The sequence below is a fragment of the Bradyrhizobium vignae genome, assembly GCF_004114425.1.
GTDB lineage: Bacteria > Pseudomonadota > Alphaproteobacteria > Rhizobiales > Xanthobacteraceae > Bradyrhizobium > Bradyrhizobium vignae.
The window spans coordinates 16,186-35,487 of the sequence record NZ_RDQF01000028.1 but is presented as its reverse complement, the minus strand read 5'-3'; the positions used below and the strand labels follow the sequence as shown (position 1 = coordinate 35,487).

General features: G+C 57.7%; 14 protein-coding genes and 1 pseudogene. 9 read left to right on the top strand and 6 right to left on the bottom strand.

Annotated elements, in window-relative coordinates:
* Positions 1–54 precede the first annotated feature (54 nt).
* Together EAV90_RS22795 and EAV90_RS22790 are read left to right on the top strand one after the other, a co-directional pair.
* The gene (locus EAV90_RS22795) at positions 55–1,593 is read left to right on the top strand and encodes a hypothetical protein (RefSeq protein WP_129144722.1); all 1,539 of its coding nucleotides are present in this window, start codon (positions 55–57) and stop codon (positions 1,591–1,593) included.
* A gap of 10 nt (positions 1,594–1,603) precedes the next feature.
* Positions 1,604–2,596: a hypothetical protein gene (locus EAV90_RS22790; protein ID WP_129144721.1), complete on the top strand. Its 993-nt coding sequence runs from the start codon at positions 1,604–1,606 to the stop codon at positions 2,594–2,596.
* Between the two features lie 123 nt (positions 2,597–2,719).
* Here EAV90_RS22790 and EAV90_RS22785 read toward each other — a convergent pair whose 3' ends face one another.
* Complete coding sequence (locus EAV90_RS22785; protein WP_129144720.1) at positions 2,720–3,073, bottom strand: hypothetical protein; 354 nt, start codon at positions 3,071–3,073, stop codon at positions 2,720–2,722.
* Here EAV90_RS22785 and EAV90_RS41755 point away from each other — a divergent pair.
* The 3 genes and pseudogenes from EAV90_RS41755 (at position 3,024) to EAV90_RS39625 (ending at position 3,640) form a co-directional block, all read left to right on the top strand.
* Complete coding sequence (locus tag EAV90_RS41755; RefSeq protein ID WP_164937065.1) at positions 3,024–3,161, top strand: HipA domain-containing protein; 138 nt, start codon at positions 3,024–3,026, stop codon at positions 3,159–3,161. The two genes, EAV90_RS22785 and EAV90_RS41755, sit on opposite strands and share 50 nt — an antisense overlap.
* 115 nt (positions 3,162–3,276) lie before the next feature.
* A pseudogene (locus tag EAV90_RS41750) lies at positions 3,277–3,459 on the top strand (hypothetical protein); the annotation flags it as partial.
* A 4-nt stretch (positions 3,460–3,463) separates the two neighbouring features.
* Positions 3,464–3,640 (top strand): type II toxin-antitoxin system HipA family toxin, encoded by a 177-nt coding sequence (locus tag EAV90_RS39625; RefSeq protein WP_164937059.1) that lies wholly within the window; start codon positions 3,464–3,466, stop codon positions 3,638–3,640.
* Positions 3,641–4,122: 482 nt separating this feature from the next.
* On the opposite strand, the gene EAV90_RS22775 is transcribed toward EAV90_RS39625, so the two are convergent.
* Both EAV90_RS22775 and EAV90_RS22770 read right to left on the bottom strand, forming a co-directional pair.
* Entirely contained in the window at positions 4,123–5,523 is a 1,401-nt protein-coding gene (locus tag EAV90_RS22775) for an MATE family efflux transporter (RefSeq protein WP_129144718.1), read from the bottom strand.
* Between the two features lie 3 nt (positions 5,524–5,526).
* Positions 5,527–11,991, bottom strand: coding sequence for a non-ribosomal peptide synthetase (locus tag EAV90_RS22770; RefSeq protein WP_129144717.1), 6,465 nt, complete (start codon positions 11,989–11,991; stop codon positions 5,527–5,529).
* Positions 11,992–12,411: 420 nt separating this feature from the next.
* On the opposite strand from EAV90_RS22770, the gene speD reads away from it, so the two are divergent.
* From speD to EAV90_RS22745, 4 genes are all read left to right on the top strand, one after another.
* On the top strand, positions 12,412–12,798 hold the full coding sequence (gene speD, locus EAV90_RS22765; RefSeq protein WP_347338813.1) for an adenosylmethionine decarboxylase: 387 nt from the start codon (positions 12,412–12,414) through the stop codon (positions 12,796–12,798).
* Between the two features lie 1,559 nt (positions 12,799–14,357).
* A complete protein-coding gene (locus EAV90_RS22755; RefSeq protein ID WP_129144714.1) occupies positions 14,358–14,741 on the top strand; it encodes a hypothetical protein in 384 nt (127 codons plus the stop codon).
* 1,472 nt (positions 14,742–16,213) lie between these two features.
* The gene (locus tag EAV90_RS22750; RefSeq protein ID WP_129144713.1) at positions 16,214–16,495 is read left to right on the top strand and encodes a helix-turn-helix domain-containing protein; all 282 of its coding nucleotides are present in this window, start codon (positions 16,214–16,216) and stop codon (positions 16,493–16,495) included.
* Positions 16,496–16,631: 136 nt separating this feature from the next.
* Positions 16,632–17,567, top strand: coding sequence for a LysR family transcriptional regulator (locus tag EAV90_RS22745; RefSeq protein ID WP_129144712.1), 936 nt, complete (start codon positions 16,632–16,634; stop codon positions 17,565–17,567).
* A 245-nt stretch (positions 17,568–17,812) separates the two neighbouring features.
* On the opposite strand, the gene EAV90_RS22740 is transcribed toward EAV90_RS22745, so the two are convergent.
* From EAV90_RS22740 to EAV90_RS22730, 3 genes are all read right to left on the bottom strand, one after another.
* The gene (locus EAV90_RS22740; RefSeq protein WP_129144711.1) at positions 17,813–18,352 is read right to left on the bottom strand and encodes a DUF2285 domain-containing protein; all 540 of its coding nucleotides are present in this window, start codon (positions 18,350–18,352) and stop codon (positions 17,813–17,815) included.
* A gap of 46 nt (positions 18,353–18,398) precedes the next feature.
* Positions 18,399–18,593, bottom strand: coding sequence for a transcriptional regulator domain-containing protein (locus EAV90_RS40715; RefSeq protein WP_128931960.1), 195 nt, complete (start codon positions 18,591–18,593; stop codon positions 18,399–18,401).
* Between the two features lie 164 nt (positions 18,594–18,757).
* Positions 18,758–19,030 (bottom strand): DNA -binding domain-containing protein, encoded by a 273-nt coding sequence (locus EAV90_RS22730; protein ID WP_129144710.1) that lies wholly within the window; start codon positions 19,028–19,030, stop codon positions 18,758–18,760.
* Between the last annotated feature and the right edge of the window lie 272 nt (positions 19,031–19,302).

Here is a 19,302-nt window from a genome sequence, read left to right as displayed (position 1 = left end):
ATGCCGAGTGACCCTTCGGCGCAATTCGTTTCGTCGGATCGTATTGGAGTTCTCATGAGATTGCTCTGGGGCATGCGCGCCTGCGCGCTCGCACTGATGCTCTGTTCGTGTCAGTTCGCAGCGGTAGCTCAGACCGCGTACAAGTATCCGCGCGACGACATCGTCGTGGCTATGGGTGGCGGCCTATTCGACTTCATCGACAACTTGAGCGGCACCGGCTACGACGGGTACTATCACAACAACGGCACCATCTGCACGACGCCTCAGGTTACGGGAGCGCTGTCTCAGTTCGGCGACCATCGAAAGTCACACTACAATTTGCTGACGGGGACCGTACAGACGACGGTCGCGCTATCCGTGTTCGCTGAAGTGCGCGCAGCGCAATGCATCAATCACACGGTCATCGTCGGCGCCGGATGCTTGTCCGGAGACCTGCCGCTCGTCGGTCCTCCGAAGGACGACTTCTTCACCATCCTGTTGTGCGCGCTCAACGTGGACAACTTCTTCCAGATCGCATTACCAGTACCGGTGAGGCTTCCTTATCCTATCATGCTGCCGAAGCAGTACGTCGCAAATTTGCCGAACGTTCCATCGGGCTCGAATCTCTCCGTTCAACTATCCTTCGCCAAATGGGACGGATCGAAGTGGGTGCCGGAGACGAAGCCCGCGGATAAGCAGAAGATCTGGCCGATCTCGGGCGATCTCGCATTTCCGGAATATCTCGTCACCGACACGTCCAATCCTGGCGATGTTCTATTCCAACAAGGACGCTACATCGTAGGCAGAGCGAGCGCGACGCATGCCCGCGTGCTCAATACGACCTCGGACCTAAGAGAAGCCCTGAGCAAGAGCGTCGGCCTGACTTCGTACTTTCCCAACAATCCTTATGGCATCGCCACGATCGTCATCCGCGACACCCTTCTGGCACCTCAAACCATAAACTCTCCCTCCGACGAACGCTTCGGCCTCATCGGTGGCCTCTTCCCAATGATTGTAAGCGCCACCTATCAACCGAACGGGTCGACGGACAAATACGGCATCAGCTTCGTGATCGCCGGCGTCACCGCTCAGCTCGGTGGCAACGGCGGTAAACCCACGATCAATGCCGGTATCATCGTCGAAGACCTGAAAGCATGGGACAGCGCGACCGGACAGAACGTTCCCGCGCGGCTCGTGGGAAAGCCGTCGATCTCCATAGCCGCTCCGTCGGTCAAGGCAAGCGGGTCGGTCGAGATGGAATTCTCCGCGTTGGATAATTCCATTGAGTTGAATCCGGGCGCGAAGCACACCGTGGACTTCGGCTCTCTTCTGAAACTGGCCTTGAACCAAGCAATACCGAAAATCGCTTCGATCGAGCCATCGATCACGATCGGACTGCCGCAATGCGTCAGCATGAACAACAGTCGGTTCGAGGCACTCAGCCCGTGTTCGGATTTCAGCGGCGCCAAGGTTGGTTTCCTGTCGAAGGGAGGAGGGCCTGCGCCGGTCACTCTCTCGATCGATTTCTCCAAGACGCAGATCGTCGGGTCTCCGGGGCAGATCGAGATCGATCTTGAGCGCGTTTGTGTTCCGCGTCCGCACACACAGTGCTGAGGAAGCGACGATGCGTCATATTTTCCTGATTTGCGCCGTTGCTCTATCGTTCGTGATCCACGTCACTTGCGCGCTGGCTACGCCGCTGTCGGATGCCCTGATGTTCTGGGAGCCACCGCAAGCACTCCTCTGCAATGCGACCGGCACGCCCTATCCTACGAAATATTCAGCCGGAGACCCAACTCACTGCGACGACGGCGACATGACCCTGTTCAACGGCCTGCTTTGCGCCGCAGGCGACGGCAGAGGATGCGAGGGTGTGCGTCTGTCTCAGGGAGCTGACGGACGTTGGTGGCGATCGCCGCGCCGAATCGGCTGGACGTATCCCAATCACGACGTTTCGTTCTCGCCTGATCAGGCGCTGGGTGTCATGCTGTACGCGGTTGCGACCAGGGACGTGAAGGCTTTTGATCGATGGCTACAATGGATAGCAGACAATCGTCCCTGCCTCATCAAGGTCGGTTCGAACTGCATCAAGGAAGGTTGGCTCAGATATTGTACCGACGACGCTGCCGACAAGCGCTGCACGCTCCGCCCGGGTGACTGCACATATCTGAAGGCAACCGCAAACTATCTTGGCTCGGCGAGGGCCAGGCTCTGCGAAGATGTCATCGACGACCTAGCCGGCGCCGCACCCTTCCCGAAGAATTTGATCTTGTCGGTGCCTGGACAGGCACTTGCATCCGCCACCGCGAATACGCCAGGCTTTCCATTGCACCTCGCGTCGGTTGGCCTGTTCCTGGCGAGAACGATGGGTCTCCAGGATCCTGACCTCGATGCCGCGGCCAAGGTACTGGTCGCCAAACAAGGCGAGAATCCCTTCTTCCAATTCTTATCGGTGGGCAAGGCCCAGGGCGTGACCGACCAGCTATTGGCTCTTTGCCCCACGCAGGCGAGGCCATCGGGCAACCGAAGTCAATGGGCCTGGGAGCGCGATCAAGCGGAACAGGCCTGGAAAGACAGCATGTATTGGGACTGCATCTTTCTGGGAAAGCTGCAGTAGGCCTGAACGGCGTCGCCGTCTTGCCGTCGCCGTTGGCCCGGCCAAGCTTTCAAGAGCTCAAACGGCGGCTTCGGATCGTTTTCCCAGCCGCGGGTGAGAGCGTCTCCGATCAGCGCGATGGCTTCATGGATCTAGTTCCACAAGACACCGCTCGCCAATCGACGCGCACGCGCGCGCAGCCACGCATACCGCCTTTTTTCGAGCCTCCTTGGCTTCCGCCGACACCGCGTAGCTGACCATGTAGCCCAGGAGGGGCTTGAACAGCTTGCGCATCGCCACGAGCATCCGCCTGAAGCGGTACTCGGACGTGAAACAGGAGACTCCCGCGATGACGAACGAGAGCAAAATCATCATGACGGACTGAAGCAGCTTCCCCGGAAGATCCGCGGCCGAAGTTAAGGTCGGGAAGTTTGGCGAAGAGGTCGCGATCGTCGTCACCCGGTACGACCGCGAGATCGACAAGGACGGCGTCGTCAAACGATTCCACCAGGAAGACATGTGCCAGGCGCTCGGCGTGCATCCCGCCGTCAAGTACCAGAGCGAGGGCGGGCCCTCGATCGAGTAGATCTCCAACGACGTGCTGCGCTACGCTACCGATCCGGAGGCGGACAAGGCGGCGTTCGCCGACATGATCGCCTTCAGCTTCCTGGTGCTCGGTACCGACGCGGCACGCGAAGAACTTCTCAGTCATCCACCTCCCGGGCCGGCGTATGTTTCTTGCGCCACTCTACGACGTCCTGAGCTACGTGCCTTACCACGACGACCAACATGAGCGGCGGCGGCTGCGCATGGCGATGAAGATCGGCGGCTACCAAAGTTCTCAGAGGTCCTGCCGCGGCATTGGCGACGCCAGGCGGAACTGATGAAATGGACCCCGACGCGATGATCGCGCGATTGGTGGCGCTCGGCGAGAAGATTCCCGACGCGCTCAGCGACATCCTGAAGGAGGCGAGGGTCGAGGGCCTGAAAGAACCGGTGCTCGACACCATGCTGGACGGAATCTCGGCGCGCGGCAAAGCGATCGTGCAGCAATACTCGGCGTGAACGGGCCGTGCTTGGGATCGTCGACGAGGTACGCGCGACGCCGACGGACGCCGTCGACGCCCGTTCCGGACGCTGAAATCCGATGACCAAATCACTGTTATGAATCCCGCGGGGCTACCGCGGTCCCCCGGTCGATCAACTACGGATCGCTGGAGCGCGCATCCGCACCTGAAGCGGTGGTTTAATCTGGTCAAGGCCGGTAGACGTGATCCGGGCGCAGCGGGCGTTCATCGTACCATGATGGCCGTTCCGGCGCGACCCGAACGGTTGTCAACTAGCCGGCATATGGTAGCCTTTCGATTACATTCCCCCCATGCGCTCGAAGCATCTTCCCCGGTTGGACGTCTCGAGCTTGTCGCGCTTGTAACGACTTTCGCAACCAGCTCGGAACGAACGACGGCTGGCTGTTTCGCCCGCGAGGAATGTATTAATTGTCGGGATGACGCCTAACTCAAAGTCAAGGAGCACTCTCAATTTCTGGCTCAATGTGCTGGCCCTCCTCGCCTGAGCTCAGCAAACTGGCGCAACATGACGAATAGCGCGATCATTCCAGCGCCCAGCTCAGCGATGGCTTGACTGGCTAACAATCCACTGAAGCCCGATATGACAGGAAATAGAAGTACCGCCGGTATGAAGAGATATCCCTGCCTTGCGAAAGATACGACCGCGCTGAGGCGTGCTCTGCCAAGCGACTGAAGCATTGTCGTCACGAAACTCTGAATACCGTAAAGCCCAAAAAACAAATGAAAGATGATGCAGCTCGAGACGGCAATTTCCGTGACCTTGTCGCTATCGCTGAACAACCTGACCAAAGGCCGGACAAAAAGCATGACGGCTGCGGAATACGCAAAGGAAAGCGCAACCGTGATAGAGAGCATGAACTTCGCAACCTTCAGTACACGGGCAAAGTCGCGGGCGCCCCAACCGAACCCCAGGACAGCTTGAGAGCCGATACAAAAGCCGGTGATAGGCAGCGCCCCGATTGTCAAGATTCTTACAGCTATTCCCACGGCCGCAACGAACTCGTCACCGAACCGGGCAGCGGCTCCGTACAAGAACATACCGGCAAGAGCCGATAAGATACTAGTCATTGTCGCCGGCGCCCCAATGAACGCGAGCTCCCTGATGCGATCTACGCGCAACGAGACCTGAGATATCCTGACGGGCACAGTGCCGAGGCGCTTGGTAAAAAACGTGATGTAGAGGCTTATAGCTGCGATCTGAGATAGCAACGTCGCTAGCGCTGCGCCTCGCACGCCCAAGTCTAGTAAGAATATAAAAAGGGAATCAAGCAAAGCGTTCAATATGAAAGCGCTCAGCATGGTCCACATGCTGAATCGTGTGTTACCTTCAGCTCTTGCGATGAAGCCGCTGACGATGTTCAGGAGCATCAAAGTAGACCCCGGCAAGAGGATCGTGGCGTAGTCGAGCGCGATGGGCAGGATGGTTGGACTTGCCCCGAGTGCGACGAAGATGGCTCGTAGGCTCAGAAGCAGGGCGACGGTGATGATCACCGCGATCGGAGCGGCCAACGCGAGCGCCGTACTCGCACCCCGGCACGCCTCCAACTCATTACCAGCACCAAGATGACGAGATATGAAGGAGGCAGTACCCACCCCGATCCCCTCTCCCACCGCAGCGAGCACTAAAATGAGCGGCATCGTCATGCTGACAGCTGCAATCGCCTGCGCACCAAGTGAGCCAACAAAGATCGCGTTGAGGAGCTGCTGTAACGCGTTGATCGACAAGGCGATAACAGATGGAATGGCAAGACGCAGGAGAAGGCTCGGGAGCTTTTGGTCCGATAGATCGATATGCCGGTTTTTCTTCGGCATCGCATCGCGATCGCTTTTGACGACGAGCTCCGCGTTGCGCTCATCCATGATTTACACCGCCCTCAGCGCTACGAATTCATTGATTGTCTGCAACAGCTCCTGTTGCAAGACCGTGCAAAGATGGCGGGTCACCTCATAACCGACCTGGCTCGGATCATACCTCATTTCGATCTGTAGACGGCCGGATTGATATCCGACATCGAACCAGAAGAGGTGGATCGGGGCCGCTTGATCCATGTGTTCGCCGATCCATAGTGGATAAGGGTCTGTGTCTAGAAAACGGCGTGCGAAATGGCGTTGCAGTCCGGCGCGATAATTCACCCCGATTCTGGGCAGTGGCAGGCGATCGAGCCGGCACCGCACGGCTGGATCTCGGTTTAGGAATTTTAGGGTCCGAAAGCCTATTCCCCCATGCGGCAGCGCATTGCGCTGCCGGTATATTGAACGAGCACGATCGGAACGCGACTCCCTTTCGGTGACATTCAATGGAAGCGGGACCACCTCGCTGATGAGGCCAATGATCTGAGATGAATCGAAATCGTCAAACAGCCGACCTCGTGTCGAAGTCAGGCTATCAATCCAGAGCGAATAGTTGCCGAACAGGGCTCCAAACGCACCGGACAGGGCAGCAAGAAACACATCAAAGTCCTGACAATGCGCTGATCTGGCTCCAATACTGAGGAGGCCCGCGGTCGCTTCGCCGTCGATTTCGACATGGTACTTGGCCTGATCTACCCGAAGCGAACGGCCGTTCGAATCCTCCCGACGACCTCCGAGACTTGGATCGTGAAGCTCTCTCGCGCTTTCTTCGGCAACACTCGTGCCGCGGGATAACGCGTCGCTGACATGCAAGTTGAATTGATCGTAGTCAATGCCCTCCCAGTGCTTGAGTTCGTGTAGTGCTTCGCTGTTCGCGTACTGCTCGAGGCGCTTCAACCAGGGAGAGAGCCTCTGTACGGTCTCAGGACCGTTCACATCATGGCCTGCAGCAAGAGCGTTGTATGCGCCCTCCAAGGCTTCCAGGAATAGCCGATAGCCTATTCCATCCACTACGAAATGATGCATCAGGACCAGCAGATAGTAATCGCCGCTTTCCGAAGTGCGGAAGGCGGTGACGTGAACAAGAGGCGTGTGGCCATCAAACCGAAACACGTGTTGACATCTTGCCGAAACGCTCTCGATTGTCCTGCGCTGGTCTGGGCCGGTCATTCGGACGAGATCAATCTCGTCCACGATGCGCTCGGCGGGAGAAGGCCCAATCCCCAGCCGGAGTCCATCTTGGGTTCGGGCAACGCGCAGCCTGAGGCCCTCATGCCGCTTGATGATATCGGCGAGAGCCCGGTCCAGGATCTCGATGTTCAGGATGCCACCGGGCAAGAAGAACAGATCGCCGATGTTAAAATGCTCGTCAAAGCCGACAAGCGAATTCCAATACGATATTACGGGAGGCACAGGCAGTAAGCCGTCCGCGGAAGCGACGTTGTGGGGTTCCGCCTCCGCTTCTCCGGCGGCCAAGTCCCTGATGGTTGGTGTTCGATAAAGTTGGTTGACGGTGAGATTCAGCCCGGCTTTGCGCGCCAGCGTGACGCAACGTACGCTCAGAAGAGAATCGCCTCCGATATCAAAAAAACTACTGTCGATTCCCACACCCTTGGCGCCTAATAGATCCTCCCAGATCCGAGCAAGAACTCGCTCATTCCTGGTGCGGGGCTCAGCAGATGAATCGGTCTCGATTTCGCGGTAAGGAACGGAGGATAGGCGAGCTCGCTCTATCTTTCCGCTCGTCGTCAGGGGAATACTGTCGACCAACCGCAAGGCTGCGGGAATCATGTAAGATGGCAACTTTTTGCGCAGGTGGGCGAAAATCTCTCCGGAGCTTAGATTCTCTCGAGCGGGCACCACGCTCGCGGTCAAGCGGCGATCGTCATCGATGCCTTCTGCGAAGACCGCGGCCTTTGCGATTGCCGGATGAGACTCAAGGGCAACTTCGACCTCCTCCGGCTCGATGCGAAAGCCCCTCACCTTGATCTGGTTGTCCGATCGGCCGCAAATCTCGAGAAGGCCGCTGGTTGAGATGCGTGCGATGTCCCCACTTCGATAGAGCACGTCGTATTGTCCGCCATCATACGGATTCGGCACGAAACAGCGGTCAGTCCGATCTTGATCCTGCCAGTACCCAGCGCTCAGACAGCGGCCCGCGATGCACAGCTCGCCGGGGGCTCCAACAGGCACTCTCTTCAATCGTGCATCGAGCACGTAGAGTTTGACGTTGTCGATTGGCCGCCCGACTGGGACAAGCGCCGAGTTGTCATCTGCAACCGATGTTTGGTGCACGGCTGCATTGGACGCGCATTCCGTCGCACCATAGAAGTTCCACAACGGCACGCCCGGAAAAGACCCACGCCAGCGAGCGGGCAGCGAGGAAGGCATCGGTTCGGCGCTGCTTGTGACCAATCTCAAGGCGGTCCTTTGCCGTTGCCGTTCCTGAGACCCGATGAGACCAGATAGGAGTGGTGGAGAGGCAAAAAAGCGTGTCACGCGATGTTTTGCCAAACTGCACAACAACAAATCTGGAGCCAGCACCTGCCCTTGGGTGAGGATCAGCGTGGGCACACCTCTCAGAAGCCCACCAAAATACTCCCAAGCGGACGCAACAAGGCACGCGGACTTCTGGACAACCATGACGTCGGTGCTGTCAAAGGGAAAGCGTCGCCACATCCAGTTCAGTCGATTAAGAATGGCCGATTCCGGTATAAGAACCCCCTTCGCGCGGCCTGTTGAGGAGGACGTGTATATGAGGTTCGCAATTGGGTGATCTGACGGTGTGTTGCTGGGCGCTAAATCATCCCTCGACACACTGCACGTTTCTAGGGCCAACAGACAAATCGAAGGTATCTCAAAGCCAGGCTCCGTGATATTCGCGTGAACCAAGAGCTTTGCCTGACTATCTCGCAGGATATGTTGGATCCGATCACGCGGATAATCCGGCGCTATCGGCACAACGACAGCATCCAAGCCTCGCGCCGCAAGCATGATAGCGGCAACGTCCGGCGACCGGTCAACAAGCATGGCCACCAGATCGCCGGCTCCCACCTCCATACTCCGCAGTGACGAGCGGATAGCGGCTACGCGCTCACGCAGCTGGCCGAATGTGACCTCCCCGAACTCACCAAAATATGCTAAATTGCTCTGATTGGAGAGGCTGATCTGCTCGAAGGCTTCAACAAGCGGACATTCAGATTCATATCGTTGGGTCGACCCATCCAGCGAATCCAGTATAGTGAGATCTGAGGCGCTGAGGCAGCTTAGTTCCTCAATGGGCACAAGCGGCTTATCAACGCAGGCGGCAATCAGACAGTGCAGATTGTTGGCCATGCGAATAGCCAGATCACTCGAGATTATGTCTTCCGCATACGCGAGCTGGAGTGCAATTTCATCGCCCAGATCTTGCGCGTACAGTGTTAGGTCGAATTTGACATAGCCTGTGTCGTACTCGCGGAATGTCAAAGCCAATTTGTCTTGACCAAGTGGCTCGACGGCTTCGGAGTACATGTTGAACATGACCTGGAAGATCGGTGATCGCCCCGGTTCGCGACATAACCTACTATCCCTGACCATCCATCCGAATGGATAGGCCGCATTTGCGATGGCATCGCTGACCAGGCCCTGAATGCGCGTGGCATGGGCGGCAAAGCATTCACCGCCATCGACTGTGGCACGGATTGGCAGCATATTCAGGAAAAAGCCGACGATGTCGGCGCTGCCAGGTTGATCCCGTACAGCGTGTGGCATGCCGACGACAATATCGTCCTGACCGCTATACATTCGCAGCAGCAGCTTGAAGCACGCCAGCAGTGTTGTCGACGTGGTGCAGCTGTTTCGGCGCGAAAATTCTCTTACGCGACTGGAGAGATCGGCGCCAAGCAGCACTGGATACGAGGCGCCGCGGTATGAATTTGTCTGCGGGCGCGCTCGTCCCGTTCCAAGCGAAAGTACCGGCGGATCATCACCAATCTGACGACGCCAATAGTGACGTTGGCTCTCCAGCGCTTCTGGAGAAGCATGTTGTGTTTCCCACGCCGCGTAGCCCGAGAGTGATGCACGGTTTTCTGGCCAGGGCGCCGCACCATCTAAATATCTTCGCTGAAGATCTCTGAGGAGAACAGAAATCGACCAGGCATCGAGGATGATTTCATGAGCGGTGATCAATATGAGATGGTTGTCGGGACCAGACCGGACCATACGCGCGCGAAACAAGCGGCCTTGTCGAAGGTCAAAACCGTCTTCCACCTCTGTTCGTCGAAACTGCGCGATGAGCTCCTCAGCTTCCGACGAGGTGAGATGAGATACATCGGTCAATCCAAGGCTGGTACATGGCGGAGCATCGAAGCACTGAACCGGACCGTCTTCGTCGATGAAGCGCGACGAAAGTGCCTGGTGGGAATGAATAACCTCGGCCCAGGCGCGAGTGAAGAGAGCTAAATCGATGTTTCCCCTAATTCGCAGGCCCCCTTGAATGATGTAGTTCTTGGCAGTTGGATCGAGCTGCGAGAGGAACCATAGGTGCTCCTGGAGCCGTGTCAGAGACGATCGGTTGAGCTTTCGGTATGTAAAAGCTGCGCGCGAATTGGACTCGGCGCTGGGCCCGATCGAAGCGGCAAGAGATCGAATCGTCCCGTTCAGGACCAGCCTGAAATCAGCTCTCACTCCGAGCAAGGTCTCCAACTGTCCCAATATGAGCATTGCACGGAGAGAATCTCCGCCGAGGCTTATGAATTGGTCATTCACACCTATCTTGCCGATCCGCAAAATACCGGACCAGATTTGACGCAGCCGGATTTCGAGGTCTGTTTGCGGCTCCTCGAATGGCGTTGACAATGGAGGGCGAACAGTGGCCGGGTCAGGCAACGCTGCAAAATCGACCTTTCCGTTCCTGGTCAGTGGAATACTGCTGACGTGGATAATTCTTTCCGGAAGCATGTAGCTGGGGAGTGCCTCAGCAAGAAAATTCTGAAGGTCGCTTTCCGCCAGTTCAGCCGAAGTCGACACATACGCAACCAGCCGCCGCGATTCGGCTTGCGCCTCTGACCCAGCTATATCTCGCGCCGTAAGCTTTACGCCTGCGCAGACAGAGGCGACTGCGACGGCGCCATGCACCAATGGATGAGCGGACAAACGAGCTTCGATTTCTCCCAACTCGATTCTGTGCCCGCGAATTTTGACCTGACGATCGCGCCGACCGAGACATTCCAAAAGACCGTCGGAACGAAGGCGCCCAAGATCACCTGTCCGATATATGCGCCGGAAGGACAGGTCGTTTGAGAACGGGTTTGGCCCGAACGCATCCTTGGTGCGGACATGGTCATTGACGTAACCGGCACCGACACCAACGCCGCTAACACAGATTTCCCCGACTTCTCCTACATTGCACAGCCGTGGTCCGTCCGCGACATAAACCTGAACATTTTCAATTGGCCTGCCGATCGGTACATAAGGCTCAGCCAGCGCAGGCGGCACGGAAACCAGATGATGCGTCACGCCGTCCGCGCACTCGGTCGGCCCGTAGTGGTTGAGAATGGAAACGCGGGGATACAAGGCAAGCCACGCGCGCGCCAATCCGGGTGTTAGAGGTTCTCCGACCGTAGAAATAATCCGCAAACCGTCCATGGCTCGCTCGGCCGCAGCAAGCGACTGCAGATATTCAACAAACACTGCCAGCATGGACGGAACGAATTGCACAACCGTGGCGCCGCATCGTTGAATTTCTTGAAGGAGGGATGACGGCGACCTCAATGTCGCATCACCAATAATCGCTGTAGAGGCTCCGACGCAAAGCCCGGCCAGAAGCTGCCAAAGCGAGATGTCAAAGCAGTGCGATGCCGTTTGCGCGACGCAATCCGTCCGAGTGAGACTTAAAGCGTCGATCTTTGCCGCCAAATGATTGTTTAGGCCGGCGCGCTCGATCATTGCGCCCTTAGGCTGGCCCGTCGAACCAGACGTAAACAGAATGTAGGCAAGTCCATCCTCGTCAGGCGGTGGCACCGCAGACGAAGTTTGGACCCGGCGCAGTGCCGCCTCTATAGCCAGGAATTGCGGGGTGCCTTTGCTGCTCTCCTGGAATAGACTGAGCGGCCCCGGCTGGTCTCGGCCCATCAGCAGAGCGCAGCGGCTCTGCTCGATCATGAATGATGTACGGGAAGCCGGCAGCGATGGATCGAGCGGTAGATACGTTGATCCCGCTTTCAAAATTGCGATGACCGCCGTCGCCCAGTCGAGGTCCCGCTCCCCCCAATAGCCGACAATTGTGCCGCGAGCACCCCGCTCTCTTAGGGTGCTCGCAAGGGCATCCGATCTGGATCGTAGCCCCTCATATGTGAGTTCGTCTGCGCCGTGCCTCAGCGCGACTCTCTCCGGATCCGAACTCGCAAGCCGATTGATCGCAGTGATTGCGTCGACCGGTTGACGTTCCATAGACTGCTTCTTGCCTGTATTTTCCGTAGGCACGCGCCCCGCCATTCGTCGGCTTCTGCGGCGTCCAAATCGGAACGCCGGAGCTCGTCTTGTGCATGCGCAGCCACCCTGACTTTCGCACGTCGTAAGGTTTTGCCCGTATGAGCTTGTCGGTGTTTGCTTCTGGCTCGATGATCAGCAGAAAGACAGGAGGACGCTACGAGCCCGAGTCCACTTTGGCACCTACCTGATGTTGTAGTGGACCCGCCATCGTCTGAATGGCACCCGCAATCAACGCGCCCATAGGCTCGTTACGGCTTGTGATTAGCGTAATTGTCCGATTTCCGCGGCACTTGAGCCGGCACCACCAATCCCGTCGAGAGCGTTTTCGCCACCGGGTATACCGTTAGTCCGGGCGAAAGGCTCTTTCAACGATCCCCAGACCGATGGTGCTCAAGCCTGTGAGCGTCGCATCCTTCTTTGAGTATGGATAACGAGAAGGAGGCCCCACCGGCTCTGTCCACAGGTGCGCCCCATATGCTCACTGAGCTATGGGCAGCGAAGACTCTCGATAATCCGGAGCTTGCGGAAACCGCAATCCGAAAAGCCATTCGTACAGCGAGGGCGACCCAACTCCACCTTCATGCTCATAAGTTTTGTGCCGGTCACGGCGTCGCCGCAATAGCCTGGTCGGCTGAATCGCGCATGACCCTACATACCTGGCCTGAGAGCTCCTACGCGGCCGCCGATGTGTTCGTATGTGGCGACAGTGATCCTGCGAACGCCGCGCCAGTTTTAGTGGACGCGTTTCAGCCCGAGCGGTCTGACGTTCGTCGCTTCCGGAGAGGTGTGTCAAGCAAGCCAACGGGATGAAGGAGTGGTCGGTCACTTGGTATAGCCCCTCCTTTTTTTCCGACTGTAGGCCATCTCCGAACGCGGGTGACGGCGAGAAAAGGCGGCATATCGTATGATCATCCCGCGACGACCTGCGTGAAGAATGCGCAAGTCGGATCGGCCAAACCGATCATCGTCTCAACTGATTTCTCGTTCGCGGCCGCACTGATACTATGTCGCAGCACTCCCTTCTAAAACAGCTTGGTTGCATGCCGAAGTTAGGAAAGCCTTCGCCCGTCCTTGGTGTTCGTTCTTCGTCGATCCAATTGCGGTCAGCTCGGGCACCTCTCCAGCCTCACAATTTGAGCGGTTTCGACAAGGACAGCTCGACAATTGCGTCCATGCGCCGATCTAGACTAGACCGCCCAGATCGCACGCGACGCCGGAAGATACGGCGGTCCAGCTGCTTTTCATCCGACGACGTCTGAACGAGCTGGAAACTGAGATGTCGTGTCATCGCGTAGAGCCCGGAGGCGAGTATAAGGCATAATTCGCGGGCGGCGCAGGCTTGAACGGCTGGCCGTCTGCAGGGTCGAATGGCTCACCGAGACTTCGATCGATAGAGACGCAACCTGCCCATGGGCTTCTGCGTGAGAGGATCAATCCACCGCAATACGCTCGCAAGACTTGCTTGATGAGCTCCTCGACCACTTTTGGCGCTGCGGACTCGGGCCCGGCATATTCCTTTTTCATGTAACCGCTTAAGATCACCTGTGAAATCCGAGCGTCGGTCCTTGCTCCCGATCGGCAGACTTTACCAATCAATCGGTCTAATTTGGCGCTCGCCGCTCTCAGCTACTTGGCCGTAGTTTCAACGCTGCTGGGTTCCATGAGCAGCATCATCTGCACCACAAATCGCAGGCTGCTGATGCTGCTAACGGCGAGCACTAGTCTAGTTCGGCCTTTGCGGTCTACACACCGCATTCTCAGGCGCCATTGTGCAGCCGCCCGGGCAGTCCGCCGGCACTAGTGTGATTGCGACCTTGGTGGGCTGGGGGGAGACTTGACACGTTTGGAGTTGGGCTGAGACTTTGTCCGCCTGCCAAACGCGCAACCTGGTGGCAGGTTTGGTGGGGCAGCGCCAGCTGCTCGCATGGAAAGTGGTCGATGTCACGAGGCCTAAATGCCGCAGCGGGATCTCTCCTGGGCGACCGCGGCAAGGCCCAACATCACGTCGCGGTTGATGCCGAAATGGAGGCGATAGAGCCACCAGATTGCGCAGCACCGGTCGAGATCGGAGATGGCCCGAGCGCGCTTTATTGCTGCGGCTGTCCGCGCTCTCGGTTTCATGCCACGTCTCATCTGGAAACCTGAACGTCTCGGGACCAGTGCTCTAAATGTCGTGAGTTTTCGGTCGGTGACGGCCCGCTGTCGCGCGCGTGCATCGGCAAAGGATTGGGAGCTGAGATTTATGCTTGACATGGGACTGCTTTGCGCGTCTCGAAGCTGGATGGGAACACGCTCATGTGCATCCGAACCTTTCCATAACCTTACGATGCAAGTACTGATTCCCAAACGCCCGGATCTGGTAGTGACATTTGGCAGCGCTTTTATGCGATAAGTACGCGGCGGCGCGCGTCAGCTCGCAGACCGGATGCTGGCGCATCGAATGGATCGGAGTCGGTGGTGTTGGCCGCAGCTCGGAAAAGGGCGTAGGCTCTGGCGGCGCGAGCCCGGAGCCATGCAATATCGCCTCGACTCATCCATGGCCGGTTGACGATGCTGAGCTTTATTCGCGCGTGATGAACCTGCTCCTCGCGACTGGCCGTTATTTGGAGGCGCTGATCCACTGCGACTTCCTGCCGCTGTGGGGGACGGGGTCAATGAATGCCCATTTGTCATTTGAACAACTCGCCGGCCGACCACTGACCGAATGGACACGCGATATAGCCAGGATGTACGGCAAAGCTGCCCGCCTATAACATTGGTTCGGCGCGGTCGACAGCACGTTGCGCAGCTTGATACGGCCTTCACGAATATTGAGGCCAAAGCGAATACGAATCCGTTGCGCACCACCCACTCGCTGAAGCCGCGCCCTTGAACTGATCATATTACCAATGCATTATCATGCTGTGCGCACACGCATGCTCTAAGACCACTTTTCTGGTCACCATGATCGGGATTCGATGAACCCTGTACTTGCGCCGTCTATACCGCAGAGAAGATCCTTTGTGCCAGGCTTGTGAGCGACCGGGTCCATTTTGACTGCGCGCCGATGGGGCGGTTCAGCGGCCGCCCGTGAGCATGGTCGCCACAACAGCTGCTGTTCTTTGTGAATTGCCGCACGGGTTTCATCAGCTTTTGGAAAGCTAGCCTGAGTACAGACCCGCTAGGGTTAGCGACGTGGTAGAGACAGCGCCTTACCAGAATGGGACAGCGCCGAGTCACGTTCCTGCTAACATCAATCCGCAGCGCAGGCGCGGCAGGGACGCGCCGATCTAGCCAACCGACCGGCGCCGAGACGCGCCCGCGCTGCTTCCGGTGACCGAGAAGCGACTCCTGCTGGCAGCACCGTCATGCTCTTTCCGGCATGGACAGCCGGTCAGCTTGTGCCGGGGGAGGCTGACGATGTTAAAGTTTGGGCGCTAGTGGTCTTTCAAGCGATTGCTTCCATGCCTCCCGTCTTACCCGCCACCCTTCTCAACTCTGTCATGAGCGGCGGCGCGTAAGCCCTTTTCATGCAGCTGAGGTGCCGGGCATCTCCAATTTCTTCACGAGGCGGCGGACCAGCTTAAAATTAGCAGACGATCCCACCAATTCAGGTCGGTGATTGGCAGTCGTGCTAAGCCTACAACCTGGGGCACCCTAGGGGGCGAAGTGTCAGCGTTGATACCGAATCGGGCAAGGCTGGCACCAAAGTTAGCGGCGCCTGGCAGGGACAGCGCTTTTCAGAGCCTTGAGCGCCGAGTCATGTCGCCGCTAACTTTTGACGTCGCTGCTCCGGTAGGGACAGCGTCGTCTTTGACGGCTTGCCCACCTCGAGATAGCTGCGCTTGCGGTAGCTCTCAACGATCCGGTTGGTAGCACTGTTGGAGATTGCCCCCTCACGGGAGCAAAGGTGGCGGGCATTGGCCGACCACAGAGGATTGCCGCATCTGTTAGGAACAGCGCGTCCAGGACCAGCGCTTACAGCGGGTTCCACAACGCGAGCGCCGAGCTACCACCGCTGGTTTCGCTGGCATAGTGGGCTAGCAGGACCAGCATCGGATTCTCTCACATGGCGCCAGTCGGCTCGCGCGGCTCCCCGTCTCCTGCAACGTCGGGGAACAGCGATTCGGTGACAGGCACTGAATAATTCGATCAAAACCTATGATTTGGAGGGTTTTTACGTAGATTATAGCCAGTGGTTTGACAGCCAGTGGTTTGATGACCATCGAAATGGCTGCTTTCGCGCATGAGAGCTCGTGCGCTTGTGGCTTACAATGTGCGCCGGATCCGCGTCGAACGCGGTGTTCCGCAAGAGCAATTAGCCTACGATGCAGGTGTTGACCGCTCCTACATGAGCGGTCTTGAGCGCCAACAGGCAAACCCGACAATCGATCTTCTCGATCGCCTGGCCGAAACGCTCGGCGTTGCTGTCTCGGAGCTGTTTGTTCGGCCGTCCAAGGGGGCGCCGCCGCTCGCTACCTTACCTAAAGGTCGCAAGCCGAAATCGGCACGCCGCAAAAGGACATAGCCCCCGTTACAGCACGGAGCTACTGACGCAGATCTTCTGCGATCCCGCATCAGTATGAGTGGCATCGTGCGGACTTTAAGCGCAACCGCCCCCTAATAAGCTGCAATCTCCCTATGGACATCGAGTAATGTGATGAATGTTCATTGTGGCGCCGGAGCAGACAGTGGCGGCTCAAGACGACGAAGTTCCTTTAAACGCCATCCGCGCTTTTGTGACCGTCGCCCGCGAAGGCAGCGTTACGCGCGCCGCCACCGCTTTGGGAACAACACAGAGTTCAGTCAGCCGCTATTTGTCCGTACTGCGGGACTATCTGGGTGCTGACCTGATCGAGCGGCGTGGACGGCGCAGTGACTTAACCGAGTTTGGGAGGCTATTCGCAAACGCAGTCTCTGAACCGATCGAAACGGTCGGCTTCACCGCGAAGAGAATGCGACGCCGTGCAGGCGCAGGAACGAATCGGATTGTGGTCCGCACGTCACTATCGACCTTTGCTTTCTCTCTTCTTATTCCAAATCTGCAGACTTTCTCTGCTGAAGCCGGCGGCGTCATCGTGGACGTCGTGAGCTCGCTCTCGCCACCGACATCTTCGGATGATTTTGATATTCTGATTACACGGGATCTTTCCGTCATCGAGCCCGCCGACAGCTGGGAGATTTACAAAGAGGAGCTGGTGTGCGTCGGCCCGCCAAATCTGGTCGCGGGCCGAGAGCTCTCGATCGTTCGCTCAACCCCGATACTGAACATCACATCACGTCCCGACATCCTGCCGACATGGCTGAGGGCCATGAACCTGTCCTCAAACGACATACGAGCGGGCGCGCGCTATGATCACAATTATCTTGCTCTGCCGGCAGTCATGGCAGGAAAATGCCTTCTTATCGCACCAGAAATCATCGTCAGTGATCTGGTGAGAGGAGGCGCTTTGCAAATCGTCCCCGGCTCCCGCGCTCCAAGCGGCATGCAATATCGCGCCTATGCTGTGGATCGCAGCGCGCACCCCGAGATCGCACGTTCTTTTTGCCGATGGCTGGCCCGTCTTTGCAAGAAGGCAGCACCTGCGCAGGCTGCATAATGCCTAGCAGACGCCCCTCAATCCGGTACCGCGGGAATTCGATGCATTGCTATTCAAGTCGAGAACTCAATTTGAGAAAACCCTCCGGGAAGAGCCGTCAAGCTCTTACGCAGATAGCGCCTCTTCCGTTGCAGCAGTCCCGAGGCCAAAGAGTGAATTCGGAACGCAAAGATTTTATCCTGTCCGCGATCGCACCAGTAGAAGAATAGGCAGCTCACAACTCGGGTATGCCAATGGTCCTCCGCTCATGAACTGTCATTCTTGCGTGTACCCTTGTTGAGCAATGCTCGCCAGCGAAGGCGCATGAGGCGCCGTCCCAGCTTGACAAGTCGAATGGTTCGGCTGCGCAAATCGTCTGTTTTCCAGGCGCGCTCGGCCATACGATGACTTCCAAACAGGCCTTGCGCGATTTGGCGATAGCTATTTCCGTCCAGCCAACCATCCACTGCGCGCAGCGCAAGGATCAGCCGACGCTGCTTCAAAGCAGGCATAGCAAGAGGAGGCTGTCCGAGCGGCCGACGCTCAAGGGCGAGCCAAAATCGACGTGCGGCCCTCAACCGAAGCTCGAAATCGGCGTCGAGCGGCAGATCAACGACGACAGCATACCCGCTCGCCGGAAGCTCTCTTAGCCAAAGGCGATGCTCCGTGCCCCCGAGCGGCACGATCGCATGCCATCCATCCGGCGCACGACGAAGCTCGCCGCCCGGCAGATTGTCGAAATCGAGCTGATAGCTTTTGGGCACAATGCAATTGGCCGCCCGCACGGCCAGTACGGTCGGCAGCACCTCGGGTGCCCAAAAGACTGAATGCTTGTCGAAAGTCTTTTGCGGATCAGCAGGAAAACGAGAGCCCCCACTTGCGTCGGAACTGGCCCGCCGCTGCGCTCGAACGTTCGCGGCGAGATAGCCGCTTATAATCCTCTTGGTAGTCGCGATCCCGGCGCAGCCACTCCCAGGCCAGGTCGGCAGCATCCGCCTTCTTCAGGCCGCTGTACGCTTCCTCAGATCTCCAATCAGTATCCGGCATCGCACCTTTCCCGTACAATTTTCAGACGCGGCGAAATGCATCCGATGATTGTGGCTCTTTCCGGTGGCTTGCTTACCGTGTGCGCGCCTTGCACCCACTTAATCGATGGAATGATCAACTTTTGCGATCGCGACGCATTCCGGCGATCCTGACATCCGCGCTGATCATTGTTTTGGCCAACCGCTACGTAGCAGATCGCGATAGCCGTGGCCCGCTAGCCACTTGGCCCGCGTCAGATGACTTTCGAATGTGCGTCGCGCACGATCCGGTTCAACGGCGGGGTCAAGCCCAAGCACAATTCGCGCGACTTCGCGCCAGTCTGCCTTGTCCGCGTCCGCATCAAGAAGTCGCATGTAGGCAACAGCGTGCTCCTTGTCATATGACGTGAGCTCGTCGACGCTGGGCGCCAATTCTGCGATCTTCGGCTCGGCCGGCACTAGCTGAACTCCTACCAAGCTGAAAAATTTACTGAAATGCGACCAACGATAACCACATTGTGAGCAGTTTGGTACCACCCGAATCGCCGCAGCGCCAAGCTCCCTTTCGCGCCAACAGCGCGGTCGCAGATCGGCTCACAATGACCTGGTGCATCCATCCTGTGACTTTCCTCTTTCGTACCCGTCTTAGGGAACTGATGGCGCTGCTCCCGCGCGAACTTATCGCAATAGATTGGCTATAACCAGTGGTTTCATAAGCATCGGAATGGCTG